This window comes from Streptomyces sp. SPB162, assembly GCF_029504575.1.
GTDB lineage: Bacteria > Actinomycetota > Actinomycetes > Streptomycetales > Streptomycetaceae > Actinacidiphila.
Window position 1 is genome coordinate 2,054,452 of record NZ_JAQFII010000001.1, and the last position, 19,547, is coordinate 2,073,998.

Here is a 19,547-nt window from a genome sequence, read left to right on the forward strand (position 1 = left end):
CCTCGGACGGTTCGCTACCATCCGGACCATGTCGGTACTTCCGCTCGTCTTCACCAGCGGCTGGGCGAGCGGGATCAACGCCTACGCCGTGGTGTTCCTGCTCGGTCTGATGGGGGCGATCGGGGTCACCGACGAGGTGCCCGCGTCCCTGGAGCGGCCCGACGTGCTGATCGTGGCCGGGGTGCTCTTCCTGTGCGAGGCCGTCGCCGACAAGATCCCGTTCGTCGACTCGGCGTGGGACGCGGTGCACACCGTCATCCGCCCGGTCGCCGGCGCGGTGGTCGCGGCGCTGCTCGCCGGGCAGGACGGTTCGCTGCCGCAGCTGGCCGCGGCCGCGGTGGGCGGCTCGACGGCGCTCGCCAGCCACCTCGTCAAGGCCGGTACGCGGATAGCGGTCAACACCTCGCCGGAACCGGCCAGCAACATCGTCCTCAGCCTCGCCGAGGACCTCGGTGTCTCCGCGATCATCGTCTTCGCGCTCTTCCACCCGCTCGCCGCCGCGGCCATCGCGGGCACGATGCTCGTGCTCGGCATCGTCACGGTCGTCTTCCTGTTCTCCCGGATCCGCCGCTTCCTGCGCCGCTGGAAGGCCCGGCGCGCGCAGAAGCGGCTGGCGCCGATCTGACGGGACCTGCCGGGCGGCGCTGTCGGTGCCGCCCGATACAGTCGCCGACATGGCACGGATCGCGGTAATCGGCGCGGGTATGGGAGCGATGGCGACGGCCGCCCGGCTGGCCGTCGCCGGTCACCGGGTGACGGTCCACGAGCGCTCGGCGACCTATGGCGGAGGCGTCGGAAGGTTCGCCAGGGACGGCTTCACCTTCGACACCGGCCCCGGCCTGCTCCACCTGCCCGCCGTCTACCGCGACCTCTTCGTCAAGACCGGCAAGGAGTCGCTGGAGAGCCACGTCGCCCTGACGCAGGTCGATCCGGCGAGCCGCCACCTCTTCCCGGACGGCACGGACGTGTCGCTGCCGAACGCCACCCGCGCGGGCGTCATCAGCGCGCTGGACGGCGCGTTCGGCGCGGGGGCCGGGGAGCGCTGGAGCGAGGTGATGGGCCGGGCCCGCGAGGTCTGGGAGACCACCCGGCGCCCGCTGCTGGAGGACGCCCTGGCGGACGACACCGCCCCGCTGGGCCGCGACCCCTACCCCGCCGTGCGGCGCGGGCTGTTCCGCCGCGGCGCCCCGTCGCTCGCCTCCGTCGCCGAGCGCGAGCTGGCCGACCCGCGGGCCGCCGCGCTGCTGACGAGCTACGCCCTCGCGTACGGCTTCGACCCGCGCACCGTCCCGGCGAGCGCCACCGTCCTGCCGTACATGGAGCAGACCTTCGGTGCGTGGTACGTCCGCGGAGGGATGCGGGCCCTCGCCGACGCCGTGTACGAGCGGTGCCTGGCGCGCAAGGTCGAGTTCCACTTCGACAACGAGGTCGTGGGTGTCAGGACGGGTCCCGACGGCCGGGCCCGCGGGCTCGACCTCGCCGACGGACGGCGGATCGACGCGGACACGGTGGTCGCGGGGGCGCCGGTGCCGGTGCCGGGTGGACCCGGCCGCGCGGCGGGCCCCGTTCCCGGCAGGTTCGTGGTGTGCCTGGCGCTGCGGGGCCCCCGACCGGAAGACACCGTGCACCGCACCGTCGTGCACGCGGCAGACCTCCGCGCGGAGTGGGAGTCCGTCTTCTCGGGCGGCGCCCCGGGCGACTCCCCGACCGTGACGGTGCTGCGTCCCGACGACCCGTCGACGGTTCCCGACGCGTCGCACGAGGCCGTGACGCTCCAGGTCACGGTGGCGACGACGGCCGGCGGCGAGGAGTGGACCGCGCCCGGCGTCGCGGCGGACTTCGCCGAGCGGGTCGTGAAGGCGGCCGAGGCCGCCGTGCCCGGCCTGCGCGAGCGGGAGTCGTGGCGCGAGGTGCGCACGCCCGCCGACACCGAGCGGGAGACCGGCGCCCCGGGCGGCGCGGTGCCCGGCCCCGCCCTGGCGGGAGCGGGCGGTCTGCACCTCCACCCGGCCAACGTCTCCGCCGTCCCCGGCCTGTACTCCGTGGGCGGCTGGTCCCACCCGGGCGGCGGCCTGGCGCACGCCGGCATGTCGGGCGCGATCGTCGCCGACCTGATCGCGGGCGGGCCTGGCGGCAGCCGTTGAGGACGTAGGCCGTGTAACGGGCGAACGGCGCTCCTCTCGCCCGTGAGGGCGGGGTCCGCGGCGTCTGGTGCGGGCGACTACACGGCGGAGGGTCGTCCTCGTACCGGACGTACCTGGACGAGCCCGACAACGCAGCAGGCGTGCGTGCCGGCGTCGCGGGCCAGGCGGGATGTGTCAGACACGGCCTAGTAGCGGTAGGGGTCGTACGGGTCCGCGTACAGGGGCTGTTCGTACGTCGGTTGCTGGGGCTGCTGCGGGATGTACGCCTGCTGCTGCGGCTCCTGGTAGGCCTGCTGCTCGGCGGACTGCTGCTGCGGGACCCACACACCGCCGGGCGGCGTCTCGTAGCCGAACTCGTGGTCGTACTGCGGGGTGTACTGCTGCTGGCCCGGGTCCTGGTAGGGGGCCGCGTAGGCGGGGTCGTAGTCGTGCTGGCCGCCCCAGGCGTACGCGTCCGCGGCCGCGGGCTGCGGCTGCTGCTCGCCGGCACCGCCCCAGCCCTCGTACCCCTGGGCGCCGTAGCCCTCGTAACCGCCACTGGTGTAGAGGTCCGGGGTGTACGAGGACTGGCCGTCGTAGATGCCGTACTCGCCGGTGTCGTCGAGCACCGGCATCGCCTGGTAGACCGTCGCGAGTTGCTCGGGCGCCTCCGCCACCTCTTCGACGGGGCTGACCTCCAGGACGGGCTCGCCCGCGTCGCCGCCCGCGCCGCGGGTGCCCCGGCGGCGACGGCTGGAGCCGGGGCTGCCGCCGAGCGCCCAGCCGGTGGAGAAGCCCTGCCGGTAGGAGATGGTCACGAACGTCTGGCCGGTACCGAACGCCGCCGCGCCGAGCGCGATGACGATCGCGTTGCGCAGCGAGACACCGCCGACCACGCCCAGGAATCCCGCGAAGGCGAGCAGCCGCCAGCGCAGCCGCGCCTTGTACTGCAGCAGCACTTCACCGAGCAGCCACAGCGCGACCACGCCGAACGCGATGTAGAGCAGCGTGTAGCCCATGTCCGCACTTCCTCACCTCACGAGAGGTCACGACCTCTGGTGCAGACCGAGATTCTCGTAGATTTCCAGCGACGCCGTGGAGTGGTTAAGAGTAATGAAGTGGAGTCCGGGGATGTCCTCGGCCATCAGGCGTTGGCACATCTCGGTCGCGAACTCGATGCCGATCGCCCGCACCGCCGCCGGATCGTCCTCCACCGCGAGGATACGGTCGGCCAGCTCCGGGGGGAAAGGCACGTTGCTGAGTTCCGGGAACCGGGTGATCTGCCGGACGTTGGTCACCGGCATGATCTCCGGAATGATCGGGGTGTCGCAACCCGCGGCGGCGACCCGGTCCCGCAGCCGGAAGTAGTCGTCGGCGTCGTAGAACATCTGCGTGATGGCGAAGTCGGCCCCGGCCCGGCACTTGTCGATGAAGTTGCGGGTGTCGGACGCCAGGTCGCTGGAGCGCGGGTGCATCCCGGTGAACGCCGCGACGCCGACGCAGAAGTCACCTGACTCCTTGATCAGCTCGACCAGGTCGGCGGCGTACAGCAGCCCCTCGGGGTGCTGGACCCACTCGCCGAGCGGGTCGCCGGGCGGGTCGCCGCGCACGGCGAGGATGTTGCGGATCCCGGCGTCGGCGTACTGCCCGATGATGTTGCGCAGCTCGGCGATCGAGTGGTTGACCGCCGTCAGGTGCGCGACCGGGGTCAGCGTGGTGTCGGAGACGATCCGGTCGGTGGCCCGGACGGTGCCCTCGCGCGACGACCCGCCGGCGCCGTAGGTCACGGACACGAAGGTCGGCCCCACCGCCTCGATCCGGCGGATGGCGTTCCAGAGCGTCCGCTCGCCCTTCTCGGTCTTCGGCGCGGCGAACTCGAAGGAGTACGACCGCTCGCCGGACGCGAGAAGTTCACGAATGGTGACCGCGCGATCGGTCCGGGTAGAAGGTGTCCCAAGGGCCATATCCCGAGGGTATCCGCGCCTCGCGACCGCCCGTAACCAGGACGGGCGATTTATACCCGTGCGCCCCTCCCGCGTCCATCCCTTGGACATCCGCCGGTCACGACACGCATCGGCCACGACACGCGCGCGGTGTGGCCGGCATACGGAGGGGGCGTCTCGCGGACCCCGCGCCGCTCAGTCGTCGTACGAGGTGACGATCCTGGCCAGCGCGGCCGCCGCGGCGGCCGGGTCGTCGGCCTCGGTGATCGCACGGACGACGACGATCCGCCGGGCCCCGGCCTCCAGCACCTGCTCGACGTTGCCCAGGTCGATCCCGCCGATCGCGAACCAGGGCCGGTCGGTCCCCAGCGAGGCCGCGTACCGCACCAGGTCCAGGCCCGGCGCGTGCCGGCCGGGTTTGGTCGGGGTGGGCCAGACGGGTCCGGTGCAGAAGTAGTCCGCACCGGGTTCCACCGCGGCGGCCGCCGCCTCGGACTCCGCGTGGCAGGACCGTCCGATGACCATGTCCTCGCCCAGGATCGCGCGGGCGGCGGGCACCGGCAGGTCACCCTGCCCCAGGTGCAGCACGTCCGCGCCCGACGCGTGCGCGACATCCGCCCGGTCGTTCACCGCGAGCAGCTTGCCGTGCCGGCGGCACGCGTCGGCCAGGACCGCGAGGGCGTCGAGCTCGTCGCGGGCCTCGATCCCCTTGGCGCGCAGCTGGATGACGTCGACGTCCGAGGCGAGTACCGCGTCCGCGAACTCGGCCAGGTCGCCCCGGCCGGTCCTGGCGTCGGTGCACAGGTACAGCCGGGCGGCGGCGAACCGCTCGCGGACGGTGGACGACATGGGCATGGCGCGGCTCCCCCTCGGTGGTTCGGTTCCTGCTGTGGCTCGGGCCTCAAGGGTGTTGCGAAAGGAGCGCCGTGCGCCCGTCAGGGCGGGGTCCGCGGCGTCTGGTGCGTGCGACCGCACGGCGGAGGGCCGTCCTCGTACTGGACGTACCTGGACGTACCTGGACGTACCCGACAACGCAGCAGGCGTGCGGGCCAGACGTCGCGGGCCCGACGGGACTTTCGCCGCAACACCCTTTAGAAGCCGAGCGCCTGAGCGCGCCGCTTCACCTCGGTCCCGCGGTTCTCCTTCAACGCCTGGGTGGGCGTGCCGGGCAGCGTCGGGTCCTCGCTGAACAACCACTCCAGCGCCTCTTCGTCGCTGAACCCGTTGTCCTTGAGGACCGTCAGGAGGCCGGGCAGGCCCTTGACGATGCTCCCCTCGCCGATGAAGTCGGCGGGGACCATCAGGACCCGGTTCTCACCGCGACGGATAGCGAGGAACAGCTTCTCCTTGATCATCGGGCGGACCCGGGTGATGGGCACACCCAGTCGCTCGGCGACCTCGGGGAGGTTCAGCCAGGAGGGTACGAGGGCATCAATCTTTGCGTCGATCTCGGTCACGGGACAAGCGTGCCATCCCCGGCGGGCACCCGCGTACCGGTGGGCGGCCGGGGGCCTGACGGTTTGCCCACATCCGCCCCGTGCGTCCGGTTCGGCTCTCAGACACCGGCCGCGGTCTTGAGGGGGACGGCGGGGTCGCTGACGAGGGCGGGGTCGAGGCGGGCGCCGCGTTCGATGAGCTTGCGGCCCTGGGCCAGGTCGCGCGGGCGGCCGACGGCGAGCAGCGCCGCGAGCACGCCGTCCCGCAGCCAGCAGACCGACCAGGCGGGTCCCGCCAGGTCACCGCGCAGCAGCATGGTGTCGGTGGCCGCGTGGTGTCCCGCGTACTGCACGAAGCGGCCGAACTGCTCGGACCAGAAGTACGGCACCGGGTCGTACACCTCGTCGCCGCCCAGCACGTTGGCCGCGGCGGCGCGCGGCCCCTGCACGGCGTTGTCCCAGTGGTGGACGAGCAGCCGCTCGCCGAAGCGCGCGGACGGGAAGGACGCGCAGTCCCCCACCGCGAAGACGTCGGGCACCGAGGTCCGCAGCCGGTCGTCCGCCTGCACCGAGCGGTCGGGGCCGAGCTCGACGCCGGAGCCCGCCAGCCAGCCGGTGGCCGGCCGGGCGCCGATGCCGACGACGACGGCTCCGGCCCGCAGCCGCGTCCCGTCGGCGAGCAGCACCGCGCCGGGCTCGACGGCCGCGACCGCGGTCCCGGTGATCAGTTCGGCGCCCGCGTCCGCGTACCAGCCGCGCATGTGGTCGGTGACCGGGCCCGGCAGGACGCCGGCCAGCGGCCGGTCGGCCGCCTCGACGACGGTCACCGCGCAGCCCGCCTGGCGGGCCGCCGTGGCGAACTCGGCGCCGATCCAGCCGGCCCCGACCACGACGACGTCGCGCTTCTCGTCGAGCACCGGCCGCAGCTCGGCGGCGTCGTCCAGGGTGCGCAGCATGTAGACGCCCGGGATGCCCTCGCTGCCGGGCAGGGCCACCGGATGGGCGCCGGTGGCGAGCACCAGCCGGTCGTACCGGACGGCGCCACCGTCCGTGACCACGTGTCGTTCGGCGGGGCGCAGCGCGCTCGCGTGCCGGCCGAGCAGCAGCTCGACGTCGAGGCCGTTGAAGTCCACGTCGAAGGGCGAGCCCTCGGCCGTGCCGAGGAGTACGGACTTGGACAGCGGCGGGCGGTCGTACGGTGCGTGCGGTTCGGCGCCGAGCAGCGTGATGTCGCCGCGCCACCCCTGCTCCCGCAACGACACGGCGGTCTGCACTCCGGCCATCCCGGCCCCGACGATCACTGCGCGCTCGGCGCTTGGCTGGCTCACACGATCACCGTAACGCTCCGGGGATCAGCGGCAGGGTGGGCGTGCGAAATATGACCCCCGGTCTCAGGCCCCCCTCGAGCCGGGCTCCCTTACCCGGGATCGGGCCCGCGTACTAGGGTGGCGGGGCTAACGCACTCGCGGGAGCCCGGACGTACCGGGCTGAGAGGGCGGCTGACCGGCCGCCGACCGTACGAACCTGATCCGGGTCATGCCGGCGAAGGGAGGAGCGGGACACCCATGCATCCATCTCACCACCGCTACGACGTGCTGGTCGTGGGCGGCGGCATCATCGGACTCGTCACGGCCTGGCGCGCCGCGCAGCGCGGGCTGAGCACCGCGGTCGCCGACCCGGCGCCGGGCGGCGGCGCCGCGCACGTCGCGGCCGGCATGTTGGCCGCCGTCACGGAGCTGCAGTACGGCGAGCAGACGCTGCTCGAACTCAACCTCGCGTCGGCCCGCCGTTATCCGTCCTTCGCCGCGGAGCTGGAGGACGCCACGGGTCTCGGCCTCGGCTACCGGCCATGCGGCACGCTCGCCGTCGCCCTGGACGCCGACGACCGCGCCGACCTGCGGGAACTGCACACCTTCCAGACCTCGCTCGGGTTGCGGTCCGAGTGGCTGTCCGGCCGGGACTGCCGCCGGCTGGAGCCGATGCTGGCGCCCGGCGTGCGGGGCGGCCTGCGCGTCGACGGCGACCACCAGGTCGACCCGCGACGGCTGGCGGCCGCGCTGCTGCGCGCGGCGGAACTCGCGGGCGTGGTCCTGCACCGGAGCTCCGCGGCCCGGATCGAGACCGTCCGGGACCGCGCCACCGGCGCGGTGCTCGACGACGGCACGATGATCACCGCCGGGCGGACCGTCCTCGCGACGGGCAGCCGCAGCGGCGGGATGCCGGGCGTCCCGGAGCACGCCCTGCCACCGGTTCGGCCGGTCAAGGGGCAGATCCTGCGGCTGCGCGTCCCGCCCGGCCACGCGCCGTTCCTCTCCCGCACGGTGCGGGCGGTCGTGCGCGGCGGCCACGTCTACCTGGTGCCGCGCGAGAACGGCGAGCTCGTCGTGGGCGCGACCAGCGAGGAACTCGGCTGGGACACCACGGTCACCGCGGGCGGTGTCTACGAGCTGCTGCGCGACGCCCACGAGCTGGTGCCGGGACTCACCGAGCTGCCGCTGGTCGAGACCCTGGCGGGGCTGCGCCCCGGCTCCCCCGACAACGCCCCGCTGCTCGGCCGCAGCGCGCTGCCCGGTCTGCTGCTGGCCACCGGCCACCACCGCAACGGCGTCCTGCTGACCCCGGTGACCGGCGACATCATGGCCGAACTGCTCACGACGGGCTCGGTGCCCGAGTCGGCCCGGCCCTTCTCGCCCACACGCTTCACGCTTCAGGAGCAGCCCGCATGACCGTCTCCGTCAACGGCGAGGCCCGTGAGATCGCCGAGGGCCTGACCCTCGACCGCCTCGTCGCCTCCCTGACGTCCGCGCCCGCGGGCGTCGCCGCCGCCCTCAACGAGGCCGTCGTCCCGCGCAGCCGCTGGGCCGCCACCGCGCTCGCCGACGGCGACCGCGTCGAGGTCCTCACCGCCGTCCAGGGAGGTTGATCCCGTGCCGCACCCCGCGCACCCCGCGCTCCCGGCCGCCGCCGACGACACGCTGCGGATCGCCGGCGTCCCCTTCACCTCCCGGCTGATCATGGGGACCGGCGGCGCGCCCAGCCTGGACGTCCTCGAACAGGCGCTGCTCGCCTCCGGCACGGAACTCACCACGGTCGCGATGCGCCGCCTCGACCCGGCGACGAAGGGCTCCGTGCTCTCCGTGCTCGCCAGGCACGGCATCCGGGTCCTGCCGAACACGGCCGGCTGCTTCACCGCGGGCGAGGCCGTCCTCACCGCGCGGCTGGCCCGCGAGGCGCTGGGCACCGACTGGGTCAAGCTGGAGGTCATCGCCGACGAGCGCACCCTGCTGCCCGACACCGTCGAGCTGCTGGACGCCGCGGAGACCCTGGTCGACGACGGATTCACCGTCCTGCCCTACACCAACGACGACCCGGTGCTCGCCCGCAAACTGGAGGACGTCGGCTGCGCGGCGATCATGCCGCTGGGGTCGCCGATCGGCTCCGGACTCGGGATCCGCAATCCGCACAACTTCCAGCTCATCACCGAGCGGGCGGGCGTCCCGGTCATCCTCGACGCCGGGGCCGGCACCGCGTCCGACGCGGCGTTCGCCATGGAGCTGGGGTGCGCCGCCGTCATGCTGGCCTCGGCCGTGACCCGCGCCCAGCGGCCGGTGCTCATGGCCGAGGCCATGCGGCACGGGGTGCGGGCGGGACGGCTCGCGTTCCGGGCCGGACGCATCCCCCGGCGGCACTACGCCGCCGCGTCGTCACCCGTCGAGGGCGTGGCCGCGTTCGACCCCGAGCGGCCCGCCTTCAGCGGGATCTGAGCCCGTCCCCGCTGCCACCCGGGTCACGGTTACGTCCCGGATCGGTACGGGCGGGCCACAGTACGGCCGCGTTCGGTGGGACGGGTCGGCGACGGCTCGTAGACTTCCGTGTCGTGGATACGACCCTGCAGGATCCCCTCGTCGGGCAGACGCTCGATGGCCGCTACCGGGTCGAGGCGCGCATCGCCGTCGGCGGTATGGCCACGGTCTACCGGGCCGTGGACACCCGCCTCGACCGCATGCTCGCGCTGAAGGTGATGCACCCCGGGCTGGCGGCCGACGCCGGTTTCGTGGACCGCTTCATCTTCGAGGCCAAGGCCGTGGCCCGGCTGGCGCACCCGAACGTCGTCGGTGTGTACGACCAGGGCACGGACGGCACGTTCGTGTACCTGGCGATGGAGTACATCGCCGGCTGCACGCTGCGCGACGTGCTGCGCGAGCGCGGCGCCCTGCAGCCGCGGGCCGCACTGGACATCCTGGAACCGGTGCTGGCCGCGCTCGGTGCCGCGCACCGGGCCGGGCTGATCCACCGGGACGTGAAGCCGGAGAACGTCCTGATCGGCGACGACGGCCGGGTCAAGGTCGTGGACTTCGGCCTGGTCCGGGCGGTCGACACCAACACCAGCGTGACGACCGGCTCGGTCCTGGGCACGGTCTCCTACCTGGCGCCCGAGCAGATCGAGCACGGCACGATAGACCAGCGGACGGACGTGTACGCCTGCGGCGTGCTGCTGTACGAGATGCTGACCGGTGGGAAGCCGCATGTCGGCGGCACGCCGATGCAGGTCATCTTCCACGTCCTGAACGAGGACATCGCCGCGCCCTCGGAGGCCGTCCCCGGGTTGGCGCCCGCGCTGGACGCCCTGGTCGGGCGGGCCTCCGCGCGTGATCCCCTGCTGCGTCCCGAGGACGCCGTGGAGCTGCTGGCGCAGCTGCACGCGACCCGTCAGACGCTGAGCGAGGAGCAGCTTGACCTGGTGCCGCCGCGGGCGGTCCAGGAGGCGGCGGAGCCGCAGGACGCCGTCCCGGGCGGCCATGCGGGCCCCTACGGCGCGCCGGGCGGCGACGAGGAGCTGACGAGCGTCATCTCCCGGCCGGCCCGGCCGGCCGAGGAGGAGCTCGACCGCACGAGCGTGCTGCAGCTTCCGCCGCCGCTGCCGGCGGCCCCGGCGGGGCCGCCGGAACCGCCCGGCCGGTCGGGCCGGACGGGGCACCGTCCCGCCCGCCGCGGCCCGCGCCGCGGCGTGCTCGCGCTGGTCGCGGCGGTGCTGCTGATCCTCGGGCTCGGGGCCGGTGTCTGGTACATCGGCGACGGCCAGTTCACCAAGGTCCCGGCCGTCCTGGCACTGTCGCAGGCGGACGCGCAGCAGCAGCTCGACAGCGCCGGTCTGCACACGAAGATCACCACCGGTTTCAGCCTCACTGTGCCCCGCGGGAAGGTGATCTCCACCGACCCCGGACCGGGCAAGCGTGTCCGCGACAACGCGGAGGTCACGCTGACCGTCTCCAAGGGGCCGCAGGAGATCCGCGTCCCCGACGTCACGGGCAAGACGCTGGACGCGGCGCAGCAGCAGATCAAGGGCGCGGCGCTGACGCCGGGCACGGTGACGCAGGAGTTCACGGAGGACGTGCCCAAGGGCGCCGTCATCTCCACGGACCCGCCGGCCGGCACGAAGCGCTCGCCGGACGCCGTCGTGTCGATCGTCGTCAGCAAGGGCGCCGCGGTGGAGGTTCCCGACGTCGTGGGGGACTCGGTCGCCGACGCCCAGCAGACGCTGCAGGAAGCCGGGTTCGTCGTCGCGCTCGCCCCGGACAAGGTCTTCTCGGACGTGGCCGAGAAGGACACGGTGGCCGTGCAGACGCCGGGCAAGGACACCCAGGGGGGTGAGGGCGACACCGTCACCCTCACGATCTCCAAAGGGCTGCAGCTCTTCGACGTGCCCGACGTGAAGGGCAGGAGCGCGGGCGAAGCGCGGCAGATCCTCAAGGCCGCGGGCTTCGACATCCGGGTGATGCACGCCTTCTTCGGCGACACCGTGTTCAGCCAGTCCCCGGACGGGGGCAAGCAGGCACCCAAGGGCACGACGATCACCGTGTGGGTCCGGTGAACCGCAATCCCGTCGGCGGCCACGTGCATGTGGCCGGTGGCCTCGCGACCGTCGGGCTGGCCAACGCCGAGCGGCTGACGGCCGAGGCCGTGCAGGTCTTCGTGGCCAATCCGCGCGGCTGGGCCACACCGCCCGGCGACCCACGGCAGGACGAGCTGTTCCGTGCGGGCCGCGCGGCCGCGGAGATACCCGCGTACGTGCACGCCCCGTATCTGATCAACTTCGGCTCCGACAGCTCCGCGACGGTCGAGAAGTCGGTGGAGTCGCTGCGCCACTCCCTGCGCCGGGGCCGGGAGATCGGCGCGCTGGGCGTCGTGGTGCACACCGGCTCCGCGACGGGCGGCCGCCCGCGCTCCGCCGCCCTGGCACAGGTGCGGGAGCACCTGCTGCCGCTGCTCGACGAACTCACGCACGACGATGACCCGTGGCTGCTGCTGGAGCCGACGGCGGGCCAGGGTGCCTCACTCTGCTCGCTGGTCGAGGACCTGGGCCCGTACGCCGACGCCCTGGACCGGCATCCGAGGTTGGGGGTCTGCCTGGACACCTGCCACGCCTTCGCGGCCGGGCACGACATGGCGGCGCCCGGCGGGATGAAGCTGCTGCTCGACGAGCTGGTGGACACCGTCGGCGAGGGCCGGCTGAAGCTCATCCACGCCAATGACTCGAAGGACGTGAGCGGGGCCCACAAGGACCGGCACGAGAACATCGGCGCCGGTCACATCGGCGCCGAGCCGTTCCGCGAGCTGTTCCACCACCCCGCCACGACAGGGGTTCCGCTGATCATCGAGACGCCGGGCGGCCCGGAGGGCCATGCCGTGGACGTGGCACTGCTCAAGTCCCTGCGGCCCTGAGGTACCGGCACCGAGGGTTACCGGCACCGAGGGTTACCGGCCCTGAGGGTTACCGGCCCTGAGGGTTACCGGCCCTGAGGTTACCGCCCCTGAGGTATGGGCCCTAGGCCGTGTCTGACAGATACCGGCGTCCGCCCGGAGGGCGGGGCCCGGGGCGTATGGTGCGTGCGATCGCACGACGGAGGGTCGCCCCCGTACTGGACGTACCGGGGCGGGCCCGACACAACTGGGGGCCCCTCCCAGCGGTAGCTGGGGGAGAGCGCACGTGCCAGGCGTCCCGGGCCAGGCGGGATGTGTCAGACACGGCCTAGAGTTCCGGGCCGTCCCCGGGCTCCTCCTGGTAGGAGTAGCGCTGCTCCGACCACGGGTTGCCGACGTTGTGGTACCCGCGCTCCTCCCAGAAGCCGCGCCGGTCGGCCGTCATGTACTCCACGCCCCTGACCCATTTGGGCCCCTTCCAGGCGTAGAGGTGCGGCACCACCAGCCGGGCCGGGAAACCGTGCTCGGCGGTCAGCGGCTCGCCGCCCTTGTGGGTGGCGAATATCGACTTGTCGTCGGAGAAGTCCTCGATCCGGAGGTTCGAGCTGAAGCCGTACTCGGCCCACACCATCACGTGTGTGACCTCCGGCGCCGGGGGCGCGAGCCGCAGTACCGTCGCGGCGGAGACGCCGCCCCACTCCATGCCGACCATGCTGAACTTCGTCACGCAGTGGAAGTCCGCCGTCACTACGGAGTACGGCAGCGCCGAGAACTCCTCGTGGTTCCAGCAGTGCTTGTCCCCGTCGGCCGTGGCCCCGAAGACCCGGAACTCCCACCGGTCCGGCTTGAAGCGCGGCACGGGACCGTAGTGGGTGACCGGCCAGCCCCGCTGTAGTCGCTGCCCCGGGGGAAGCTCACCCGCACGGCTTTCGGACTGACCCATGGCTCCATGGTGACAGACGGGACGCAGTGCTTCTGACAGGGCTACGCCCGATTCGGGACCGCCGCGCCCGCCGGATGCACCTCCGCCGCCACCCGATGTAAGCGTGCACTTACTGGATCAACCCGGTCCTCGGTGCGAGGATGCCGCCATCTTGTCGGTTCCTTTGGGAAGGACGGCGTTGCCATGCAGGGCGACCCCGAGGTCATCGAGTTCCTCAACGAACAGCTGACCGCAGAGCTGACCGCGATCAACCAGTACTTCCTGCACGCGAAGATGCAGGAAAACTTCGGTTGGACGAAGCTCGCGAAGTACACCCGCTCGGAATCGATCGACGAGATGAAGCACGCCGAGGTGCTGACCGACCGCATCCTCTTCCTCGACGGCCTGCCGAACTACCAGCGGCTGTTCCATGTGCGGGTGGGCCAGACGGTCACCGAGATGTTCCAGGCCGACCGCCAGGTCGAGGCCGAGGCCATCGACCGCCTCAAGCGCGGCATCGAGGTCATGCGGACCAAGGGCGACATCACCTCGGCGAACATCTTCGAGTCGATCCTCGCCGACGAGGAGCACCACATCGACTACCTCGACACCCAGCTGGAACTGGTCGAGAAGCTCGGCGAACCGCTCTACATCGCCCAGCTCATCGAGCAGCCCGAGAGCTGAGACCCGGCGGGAGGGTTCAGGCCGCTTCGGCCATCGGCTCGTCCGTGGCCGCCAGCCGGGCCGTGGCGGGCTCGGCCACCGGGGCAGCGGTCCTGCCGAGCAGGGCCTGGATGCGCTTGACGCAGGAACCGCAGTCGGTGCCGGCCTTGCAGGCCGAGGCGAGCTTGCGGGGGCTGCAGGCGCCGGAGTCCGCGTGCTGCTTGACCTGCTGCTCGGTGATGCCGAAGCAAGAGCACACGTACACGCGGTTCACCCCTCTCGGGCGCCTTGGCTGAGGTAACCCTTACCTTACCCGGCACTTCCGTAGGTGAAAAGCCGCAAGGGGCGCGGATCTGTGTGATCCGCGCCCCTTGTCCGGTCTATCGGCCGACTACCGGCCGCCCGCCGGAATCACTGCCCCCGGTACATCTCCGCGACGAGGAATGCCAGGTCGAGGGATTGGCTGCGGTTCAGCCGCGGGTCGCAGGCCGTCTCGTAGCGCTGGTGGAGGTCGTCGACGAAGATCTCGTCGCCGCCGCCCACGCACTCCGTCACGTCGTCGCCGGTCAGCTCCACGTGGATGCCGCCCGGGTGGGTGTTCAGGCCCTTGTGGACCTCGAAGAAGCCCTTGACCTCGTCCAGCACGTCATCGAAGCGCCGCGTCTTGTGCCCGGACGCCGCCTCGTAGGTGTTGCCGTGCATCGGATCGGTCACCCACACCACCTGCGCACCGGAAGCGGTGACCTTCTCCACCAGCGTCGGCAGCTTGTCACGGACCTTGTCCGCACCCATCCGCACGATGAACGTCAGCCGGCCGGGCTCGCGGTCCGGGTCCAGCCGGTCGATGTACGTCAACGCCTCCTCGGGCGTCGTCGTCGGACCGAGCTTGATCCCGATCGGGTTGCGGATCTTCGACGCGAACTCGATGTGCGCCCCGTCCAACTGCCGGGTCCGCTCACCGATCCACACCATGTGCCCCGACGTGTCGTACAGCGCACCGGTCCGCGAGTCCACGCGGGTCAGCGACGACTCGTAGTCCAGCAGCAGCGCCTCGTGCGAGGCGTAGAACTCCACCGTCCGGAACTCCGCCGGATCGGTCCCGCAGGCCGCCATGAAGTTCAGCGCGTTGTCGATCTCCCGCGCCAGCGCCTCGTAGCGCTGGCCGGAGGGCGAGGACTTCACGAAGTCCTGGTTCCACGCGTGCACCTGCCGCAGATCCGCGTACCCACCGGTGGTGAACGCCCGCACCAGGTTCAACGTCGACGCGGACGCGTTGTACATCCGCTTCAGGCGCTCCGGGTCCGGGACGCGCTCCTTCTCGGTGAACGCGAACCCGTTGACCGAGTCGCCCCGGTAGGTCGGCAGCGTCACCCCGTCACGGGTCTCGGTCGGCTTCGAGCGCGGCTTGGAGTACTGACCGGCGATCCGGCCCACCTTCACCACCGGCACGGAGGCCGCGTACGTCAGCACCGCACCCATCTGCAGGAGCGTCTTGAGCTTGTTGCGGATCTGGTCCGCCGACACGGCGTCGAACGCCTCCGCGCAGTCGCCGCCCTGCAGCAGGAACGCCTCACCACGCGCCACGGCACCCAGCCGGGTGCGCAACTGATCGCACTCCCCGGCGAACACCAGGGGCGGATACGACTCGAGCTCCGCGAGCACAGTGCGCAACGCCTCGGAGTCCGGGTACTCAGGCTGCTGCGCCGCGGGAAGGGATCGCCAGGTGTTGCCACCGGCTGCGGGGTTAGCGTTCACGGTCACACGACCACAGTACGGGGTGACGACACGCGGAATCCGACTCCGCTCATTGGATGAGACGAGCCCCACTGCGCGGGCCCCCGTGCGCTAGGGTTCCGCACATGTTCGCGCAACAGCACACCAACTGGTGGTGGCCCGCTCATCCGGCGGCCCACCTCATCGCGCGTACGTAAAGACCGACCGCGAAGGCCGCCCAAGGGGCGGCCTTCTCTGTTTCCCGGCCGCTCCCTCCGTTGTTCCCCATCGGAAGGACCCGCCGTGCATCCCGTCTCCGGCACCGAAACGACCGCCGCCTCCCTCGTCGAGCGGCTGCTCTCCCCCGGCTGCCCACCGTTCGCCCTGCTCCGCCGCCGTACCCCGGGCCGCGACGCCGACCTCGTCGAAGTGCTCCTCGGGCCGGTCACCGAGGCCGGGCTGCTGGCGGACATCACCCTGCCGGACGGCTCACCGGGTGACGGCCCGGCGCTGGACGCGCTCGCCCTGGTGCCGTTCCGGCAGATCCGCGAGCGCGGCTTCGACGTCCGCGACGACGGGACGCCGCTGGCCGTGCTGCGGCCCGACGAGACGTACGAGCTGCCGCTGGCGGACGTCCTGGCCGCGCTCCCGGACGAGGAGGTGACGGTCGACGACGGCGCGTTCGACGTGGACGACGACACCTACGCCGAGATCGTCGAGCGGGTGATCGAGGACGAGATCGGCCGCGGCGAGGGCGCCAACTTCGTCATCCGGCGGACCTTCCGAGGGCAGATCGCGGGCTACGGGCCGCGCTCCGCGCTCGCCCTCTTCCGGAAGCTGCTCGGCGGTGAGCGCGGCGCGTACTGGACGTACGTCGTGCACACCGCGGACCGCACGCTGGTGGGCGCCAGCCCCGAGGTGCACGTGCGGATGGCCGGCGGCACCGTCGTGATGAACCCGATCAGCGGCACCTACCGCTATCCCGCCGGCGGGCCCGACACCGAGGGGCTGCTCGCCTTCCTCCAGGACGCCAAGGAGGTGGAGGAGCTGACGATGGTGGTCGACGAGGAGCTGAAGATGATGTGCACCGTCGGCGACCTCGGCGGGGTGGTGGTCGGGTCGCGGCTCAAGGAGATGGCCCACCTCGCGCACACCGAGTACGAGCTGCGCGGCCGCAGCACCATGGACGTGCGGGACGTGCTGCGCGAGACGATGTTCGCCGCGACCGTCACGGGATCCCCGGTGCAGAACGCCTGCCGCGTCATCGAACGCCACGAGCCGGGCGGGCGCGGCTACTACGCCGGGGCGCTGGCACTGATCGGCCGGGACGCGGCCGGCACCCGGACGCTGGACTCGCCGATCCTGATCAGGACCGCGGACATCGACCCCGGCGGGCAGCTGAAGGTGCCGGTCGGCGCGACGCTGGTCCGGCACTCCGATCCGCGCGCCGAGGTCGCCGAGACCCATGCCAAGGCGGCCGGCGTGCTCACCGCGCTGGGGGTGCTGCCGACCCCCGAGCGCGCCCCCGAGCCCGCTTTCCGGCTGGCCGACGACATCCGCGTGCGGGCCGCGCTGGACGCCCGGCGGGGCAGCCTGGCGCCGTTCTGGCTGCGGATGCAGGTCGAGCCGTCCCCGGCCGACCGGCTCGCGGTGTCGGCGCACGCGCTGGTGATCGACGCGGAGGACACCTTCACCGCGATGCTCGCCCACGTGCTGCGCTCGTCCGGCCTGGACGTCACCGTACGGCGCTACGACGAGCCGGGCCTGCGGGATGCGGCGCTGTCCCACGAGGGCCCCGTCGTGCTCGGCCCCGGCCCCGGCGATCCGGCCGACGCCCGCGACCCGAAGATGCGCTTCCTGCGCACCCTCGCCGCCGACCTGGTCAGGGACCACCGGCAGGGGCTGCTGGGTGTGTGCCTGGGCCAGGAGTTGCTGGCGGTGGAGCTGGGGCTGGACATCGTGCGCAAGGACGTCCCCTTCCAGGGCGCCCAGGAGCGCATCGCCTTCTTCGGCCGGCCGGAGACCGTCGGGTTCTACAACACCTTCACGGCGCGCTGCGACGACGCGACGGCCGAGGAGCTCGCCACCCACCAGGTGGAACTGAGCCGCGACCCGGCCACCGGTGACGTGCACGCGATGCGCGGGCCGGGCTTCGCGGGCGTCCAGTTCCACCCCGAGTCGGTGCTCACCCTGAACGGCCCGGCGATCGTGGCGGAGCTGCTGGCCGCCGTCCTCACGCCGTCTCGCTGAACGCCGAGGCGTCCAGCACGGGATCGGCGAGCACCGGCCCGATCAGCATCATCACCTCGGCGATCATCCGGAACTCGTCGGCGGTGCCGTCGACCACCAGGTCGGCCAGGGCCCGGGAGGGGGCGACGTGCGCGGCATGCCGCTCCCTCCCGGTCTCCAGGTAGTTCAGCAGCGACAGCCGCGGGTCCTGCCGCTGGACGTCGATCTTGCGCAGGATCTTGCGGGCGAGCCGGATGTCGTCGGGGGTGTCGACGTACACCCGCCACGTCGCACGGTTGGCGACGGACGACAGGGTGAGGGCGAACAGTCCCTCGACGACGACCAGCCGGTGCCGGCCCGAGGTGGCCGCGGCCTCGATCGCCGCGACCACCGCGAGCTCGTCGATGGAGCCGGGATGGTTCCAGTCCAGGACCTCGGACCCGCTCGCGCTGACCGTGCGCACTCCGCGCACGGTGTCGTGCGCGGGCACGTAGTAGTCATCGAGATGGATCAGGCCGATGGTGTCGTGATGGTGCAGCGACAGCGCCTCGGCAAGGGTCGACTTGCCCGATGCGGTGCCGCCTGCGACCGCCAGTACAGGTGTGCGCCACCTGTTCGTCACACCCGTCATACCGGGCGCTCCTCATGTGCTCAAAGGGGAAAAACGAAGCGGCCGGACGAGACGGTGTCTGAGCCGGGTGGACGGAGAATATGGCGCACTGATCGTCTGCTGCAAGCAGCAATGTTTCCGCAATGTTCAAGGTTCAGCCAAAGAAGACCCCGGCCTCCGTGTAGAGCTTCGGATCGACCGTCTTGATGCGTGCGGTGGCCTCCGAGATCGGCACCCGGACGATGTCCGTACCGCGCAGCGCGACCATCTTTCCGAAGTCCCCGTCGCGCACCGCGTCGATGGCGTGCAGGCCGAACCGGGTGGCCAGCCAGCGGTCGAAAGCGCTGGGCGTCCCGCCGCGCTGGACGTGCCCGAGCACCGTGGTGCGGGCCTCCTTGCCGGTGCGCTTCTCGATCTCCTTGGCGAGCCATTCGCCCACGCCGGAGAGCCGGACGTGGCCGAAGGAGTCCAGAGTGCCGTCCTTGAGCACCATGTCCCCGTCCTTGGGCATGGCGCCCTCCGCGACGACCACGATGGGCGCGTAACGGATCTTGAACCGGCTCTCCACCCAGCCGCAGACCTGGTCGACGTCGAAGCGCTGCTCCGGGATGAGGATGACGTTGGCGCCGCCGGCCAGCCCCGAGTGCAGGGCTATCCAGCCGGCGTGCCGGCCCATCACCTCGACGACGAGGACACGCATGTGCGATTCGGCGGTGGTGTGCAGCCGGTCGATGGCCTCGGTGGCGATGTTGACGGCCGTGTCGAAGCCGAAGGTGTAGTCGGTGGCGGACAGGTCGTTGTCGATGGTCTTGGGAACGCCGACGCACGGGATGCCGTGCTCGTCGGAGAGGGTCGCGGCCACCCCGAGGGTGTCCTCGCCGCCGATCACGATGAGCGCGTCGACCCCGAACTCCGCGAGGTTCTCCCCGACCCGGCGGATACCGTTCTCGATCTTGAGCGGATTGGTGCGCGAGGAACCGAGGATGGTGCCACCCCGCGGCAGGATGCCCCGCACCGCGGAGATGTCGAGCGGCACGGTGTCGCCTTCGAGGGGACCCCGCCAGCCGTCCCTGAAGCCGATGAACTCGTAGTCGTACTCCTGGACACCCTTGCGCACGATCGCCCGGATGACCGCATTGAGACCGGGGCAGTCACCACCACCGGTCAGTACTCCGACCCGCATGGACCCTTCCCTTCGCCAGCATT

The 19,547-nt window shown here is 72.0% G+C and carries 19 protein-coding genes and 1 riboswitch; of the genes, 9 read left to right on the forward strand and 10 right to left on the reverse strand.

What is annotated here, in order from left to right; translation table 11 throughout:
• Positions 1–28 precede the first annotated feature (28 nt).
• Positions 29–625 (forward strand): DUF4126 domain-containing protein, encoded by a 597-nt coding sequence (locus tag M2266_RS09495; RefSeq protein ID WP_277437772.1) that lies wholly within the window; start codon positions 29–31, stop codon positions 623–625.
• A gap of 49 nt (positions 626–674) precedes the next feature.
• Positions 675–2,144: an NAD(P)/FAD-dependent oxidoreductase gene (locus tag M2266_RS09500; protein ID WP_277437773.1), complete on the forward strand. Its 1,470-nt coding sequence runs from the start codon at positions 675–677 to the stop codon at positions 2,142–2,144.
• A 185-nt stretch (positions 2,145–2,329) separates the two neighbouring features.
• Here M2266_RS09500 and M2266_RS09505 read toward each other — a convergent pair whose 3' ends face one another.
• The 5 genes from M2266_RS09505 to M2266_RS09525 form a co-directional block, all read right to left on the reverse strand.
• Positions 2,330–3,142, reverse strand: a complete 813-nt coding sequence (locus M2266_RS09505; RefSeq protein ID WP_277437774.1) for a hypothetical protein — start codon at positions 3,140–3,142, stop codon at positions 2,330–2,332.
• 27 nt (positions 3,143–3,169) lie between these two features.
• Positions 3,170–4,087, reverse strand: a complete 918-nt coding sequence (gene metF / locus M2266_RS09510; RefSeq protein ID WP_277437775.1) for a methylenetetrahydrofolate reductase [NAD(P)H] — start codon at positions 4,085–4,087, stop codon at positions 3,170–3,172.
• Positions 4,088–4,261: 174 nt separating this feature from the next.
• Positions 4,262–4,921: a thiamine phosphate synthase gene (gene thiE, locus M2266_RS09515; RefSeq protein ID WP_277437776.1), complete on the reverse strand. Its 660-nt coding sequence runs from the start codon at positions 4,919–4,921 to the stop codon at positions 4,262–4,264.
• Positions 4,922–5,157: 236 nt separating this feature from the next.
• Positions 5,158–5,523: an Rv2175c family DNA-binding protein gene (locus M2266_RS09520; RefSeq protein WP_277437777.1), complete on the reverse strand. Its 366-nt coding sequence runs from the start codon at positions 5,521–5,523 to the stop codon at positions 5,158–5,160.
• Positions 5,524–5,621: 98 nt separating this feature from the next.
• Positions 5,622–6,785, reverse strand: a complete 1,164-nt coding sequence (locus M2266_RS09525) for an FAD-dependent oxidoreductase (protein ID WP_277441131.1) — start codon at positions 6,783–6,785, stop codon at positions 5,622–5,624.
• A 172-nt stretch (positions 6,786–6,957) separates the two neighbouring features.
• Positions 6,958–7,071, forward strand: a riboswitch (TPP riboswitch).
• Between M2266_RS09525 and thiO the strand changes: the two genes are divergently transcribed.
• The 5 genes from thiO to M2266_RS09550 all read left to right on the forward strand — a co-directional run bounded on the left by thiO (position 7,068) and on the right by M2266_RS09550 (position 12,225).
• Positions 7,068–8,228 carry a glycine oxidase ThiO gene (gene thiO, locus M2266_RS09530; protein WP_277437778.1) on the forward strand — a complete coding sequence of 387 codons (1,161 nt, stop codon included), beginning with the start codon at positions 7,068–7,070 and terminating at the stop codon, positions 8,226–8,228. It overlaps the preceding riboswitch by 4 nt.
• Positions 8,225–8,425 (forward strand): sulfur carrier protein ThiS, encoded by a 201-nt coding sequence (gene thiS, locus M2266_RS09535; protein WP_277437779.1) that lies wholly within the window; start codon positions 8,225–8,227, stop codon positions 8,423–8,425. Before thiO ends, thiS begins: the two co-directional genes overlap by 4 nt.
• A 52-nt stretch (positions 8,426–8,477) precedes the next feature.
• Positions 8,478–9,266, forward strand: coding sequence for a thiazole synthase (locus tag M2266_RS09540; protein ID WP_277441132.1), 789 nt, complete (start codon positions 8,478–8,480; stop codon positions 9,264–9,266).
• 113 nt (positions 9,267–9,379) lie between these two features.
• Complete coding sequence (pknB, locus tag M2266_RS09545; protein WP_277437780.1) at positions 9,380–11,374, forward strand: Stk1 family PASTA domain-containing Ser/Thr kinase; 1,995 nt, start codon at positions 9,380–9,382, stop codon at positions 11,372–11,374.
• A complete protein-coding gene (locus M2266_RS09550; protein ID WP_277437781.1) occupies positions 11,362–12,225 on the forward strand; it encodes a deoxyribonuclease IV in 864 nt (287 codons plus the stop codon). Before pknB ends, M2266_RS09550 begins: the two co-directional genes overlap by 13 nt.
• Positions 12,226–12,532: 307 nt before the next feature.
• On the opposite strand, the gene M2266_RS09555 is transcribed toward M2266_RS09550, so the two are convergent.
• Positions 12,533–13,147: a sulfite oxidase-like oxidoreductase gene (locus M2266_RS09555; protein ID WP_277437782.1), complete on the reverse strand. Its 615-nt coding sequence runs from the start codon at positions 13,145–13,147 to the stop codon at positions 12,533–12,535.
• A gap of 183 nt (positions 13,148–13,330) precedes the next feature.
• Between M2266_RS09555 and bfr the strand changes: the two genes are divergently transcribed.
• On the forward strand, positions 13,331–13,810 hold the full coding sequence (gene bfr / locus M2266_RS09560) for a bacterioferritin (RefSeq protein ID WP_269272763.1): 480 nt from the start codon (positions 13,331–13,333) through the stop codon (positions 13,808–13,810).
• Positions 13,811–13,826: 16 nt separating this feature from the next.
• Here the strand turns inward: bfr and M2266_RS09565 are convergent, their stop codons facing one another.
• A complete protein-coding gene (locus M2266_RS09565; protein WP_277437783.1) occupies positions 13,827–14,063 on the reverse strand; it encodes a (2Fe-2S)-binding protein in 237 nt (78 codons plus the stop codon).
• Positions 14,064–14,200: 137 nt separating this feature from the next.
• Positions 14,201–15,550 carry a 3-deoxy-7-phosphoheptulonate synthase class II gene (locus tag M2266_RS09570; RefSeq protein WP_277437784.1) on the reverse strand — a complete coding sequence of 450 codons (1,350 nt, stop codon included), beginning with the start codon at positions 15,548–15,550 and terminating at the stop codon, positions 14,201–14,203.
• A gap of 255 nt (positions 15,551–15,805) precedes the next feature.
• On the opposite strand from M2266_RS09570, the gene M2266_RS09575 reads away from it, so the two are divergent.
• Positions 15,806–17,752, forward strand: a complete 1,947-nt coding sequence (locus M2266_RS09575; RefSeq protein WP_277437785.1) for an anthranilate synthase family protein — start codon at positions 15,806–15,808, stop codon at positions 17,750–17,752.
• Here the strand turns inward: M2266_RS09575 and M2266_RS09580 are convergent.
• The gene (locus tag M2266_RS09580; protein ID WP_277437786.1) at positions 17,736–18,362 is read right to left on the reverse strand and encodes a hypothetical protein; all 627 of its coding nucleotides are present in this window, start codon (positions 18,360–18,362) and stop codon (positions 17,736–17,738) included. The two genes, M2266_RS09575 and M2266_RS09580, sit on opposite strands and share 17 nt — an antisense overlap.
• Positions 18,363–18,495: 133 nt before the next feature.
• Complete coding sequence (locus M2266_RS09585) at positions 18,496–19,524, reverse strand: 6-phosphofructokinase (protein ID WP_277437787.1); 1,029 nt, start codon at positions 19,522–19,524, stop codon at positions 18,496–18,498.
• Positions 19,525–19,547: the final 23 nt, after the last annotated feature.

Bases quoted from the DNA above. Each gene is read 5' to 3' on its own strand.
- M2266_RS09495 (WP_277437772.1), top strand. From the start codon at position 29: ATGTCGGTACTTCCGCTCGTCTTCACCAGCGGCTGGGCGAGCGGGATC.
- M2266_RS09500 (WP_277437773.1), top strand. From the start codon at position 675: ATGGCACGGATCGCGGTAATCGGCGCGGGTATGGGAGCGATGGCGACG.
- M2266_RS09505 (WP_277437774.1), bottom strand. From the start codon at position 3,142: ATGGGCTACACGCTGCTCTACATCGCGTTCGGCGTGGTCGCGCTGTGG.
- metF (WP_277437775.1), bottom strand. From the start codon at position 4,087: ATGGCCCTTGGGACACCTTCTACCCGGACCGATCGCGCGGTCACCATT.
- thiE (WP_277437776.1), bottom strand. From the start codon at position 4,921: ATGCCCATGTCGTCCACCGTCCGCGAGCGGTTCGCCGCCGCCCGGCTG.
- M2266_RS09525 (WP_277441131.1), bottom strand. From the start codon at position 6,785: ATGGCCGGAGTGCAGACCGCCGTGTCGTTGCGGGAGCAGGGGTGGCGC.
- thiO (WP_277437778.1), top strand. From the start codon at position 7,068: ATGCATCCATCTCACCACCGCTACGACGTGCTGGTCGTGGGCGGCGGC.
- thiS (WP_277437779.1), top strand. From the start codon at position 8,225: ATGACCGTCTCCGTCAACGGCGAGGCCCGTGAGATCGCCGAGGGCCTG.
- M2266_RS09555 (WP_277437782.1), bottom strand. From the start codon at position 13,147: ATGGGTCAGTCCGAAAGCCGTGCGGGTGAGCTTCCCCCGGGGCAGCGA.
- bfr (WP_269272763.1), top strand. From the start codon at position 13,331: ATGCAGGGCGACCCCGAGGTCATCGAGTTCCTCAACGAACAGCTGACC.
- M2266_RS09580 (WP_277437786.1), bottom strand. From the start codon at position 18,362: ATGACGGGTGTGACGAACAGGTGGCGCACACCTGTACTGGCGGTCGCA.
- M2266_RS09585 (WP_277437787.1), bottom strand. From the start codon at position 19,524: ATGCGGGTCGGAGTACTGACCGGTGGTGGTGACTGCCCCGGTCTCAAT.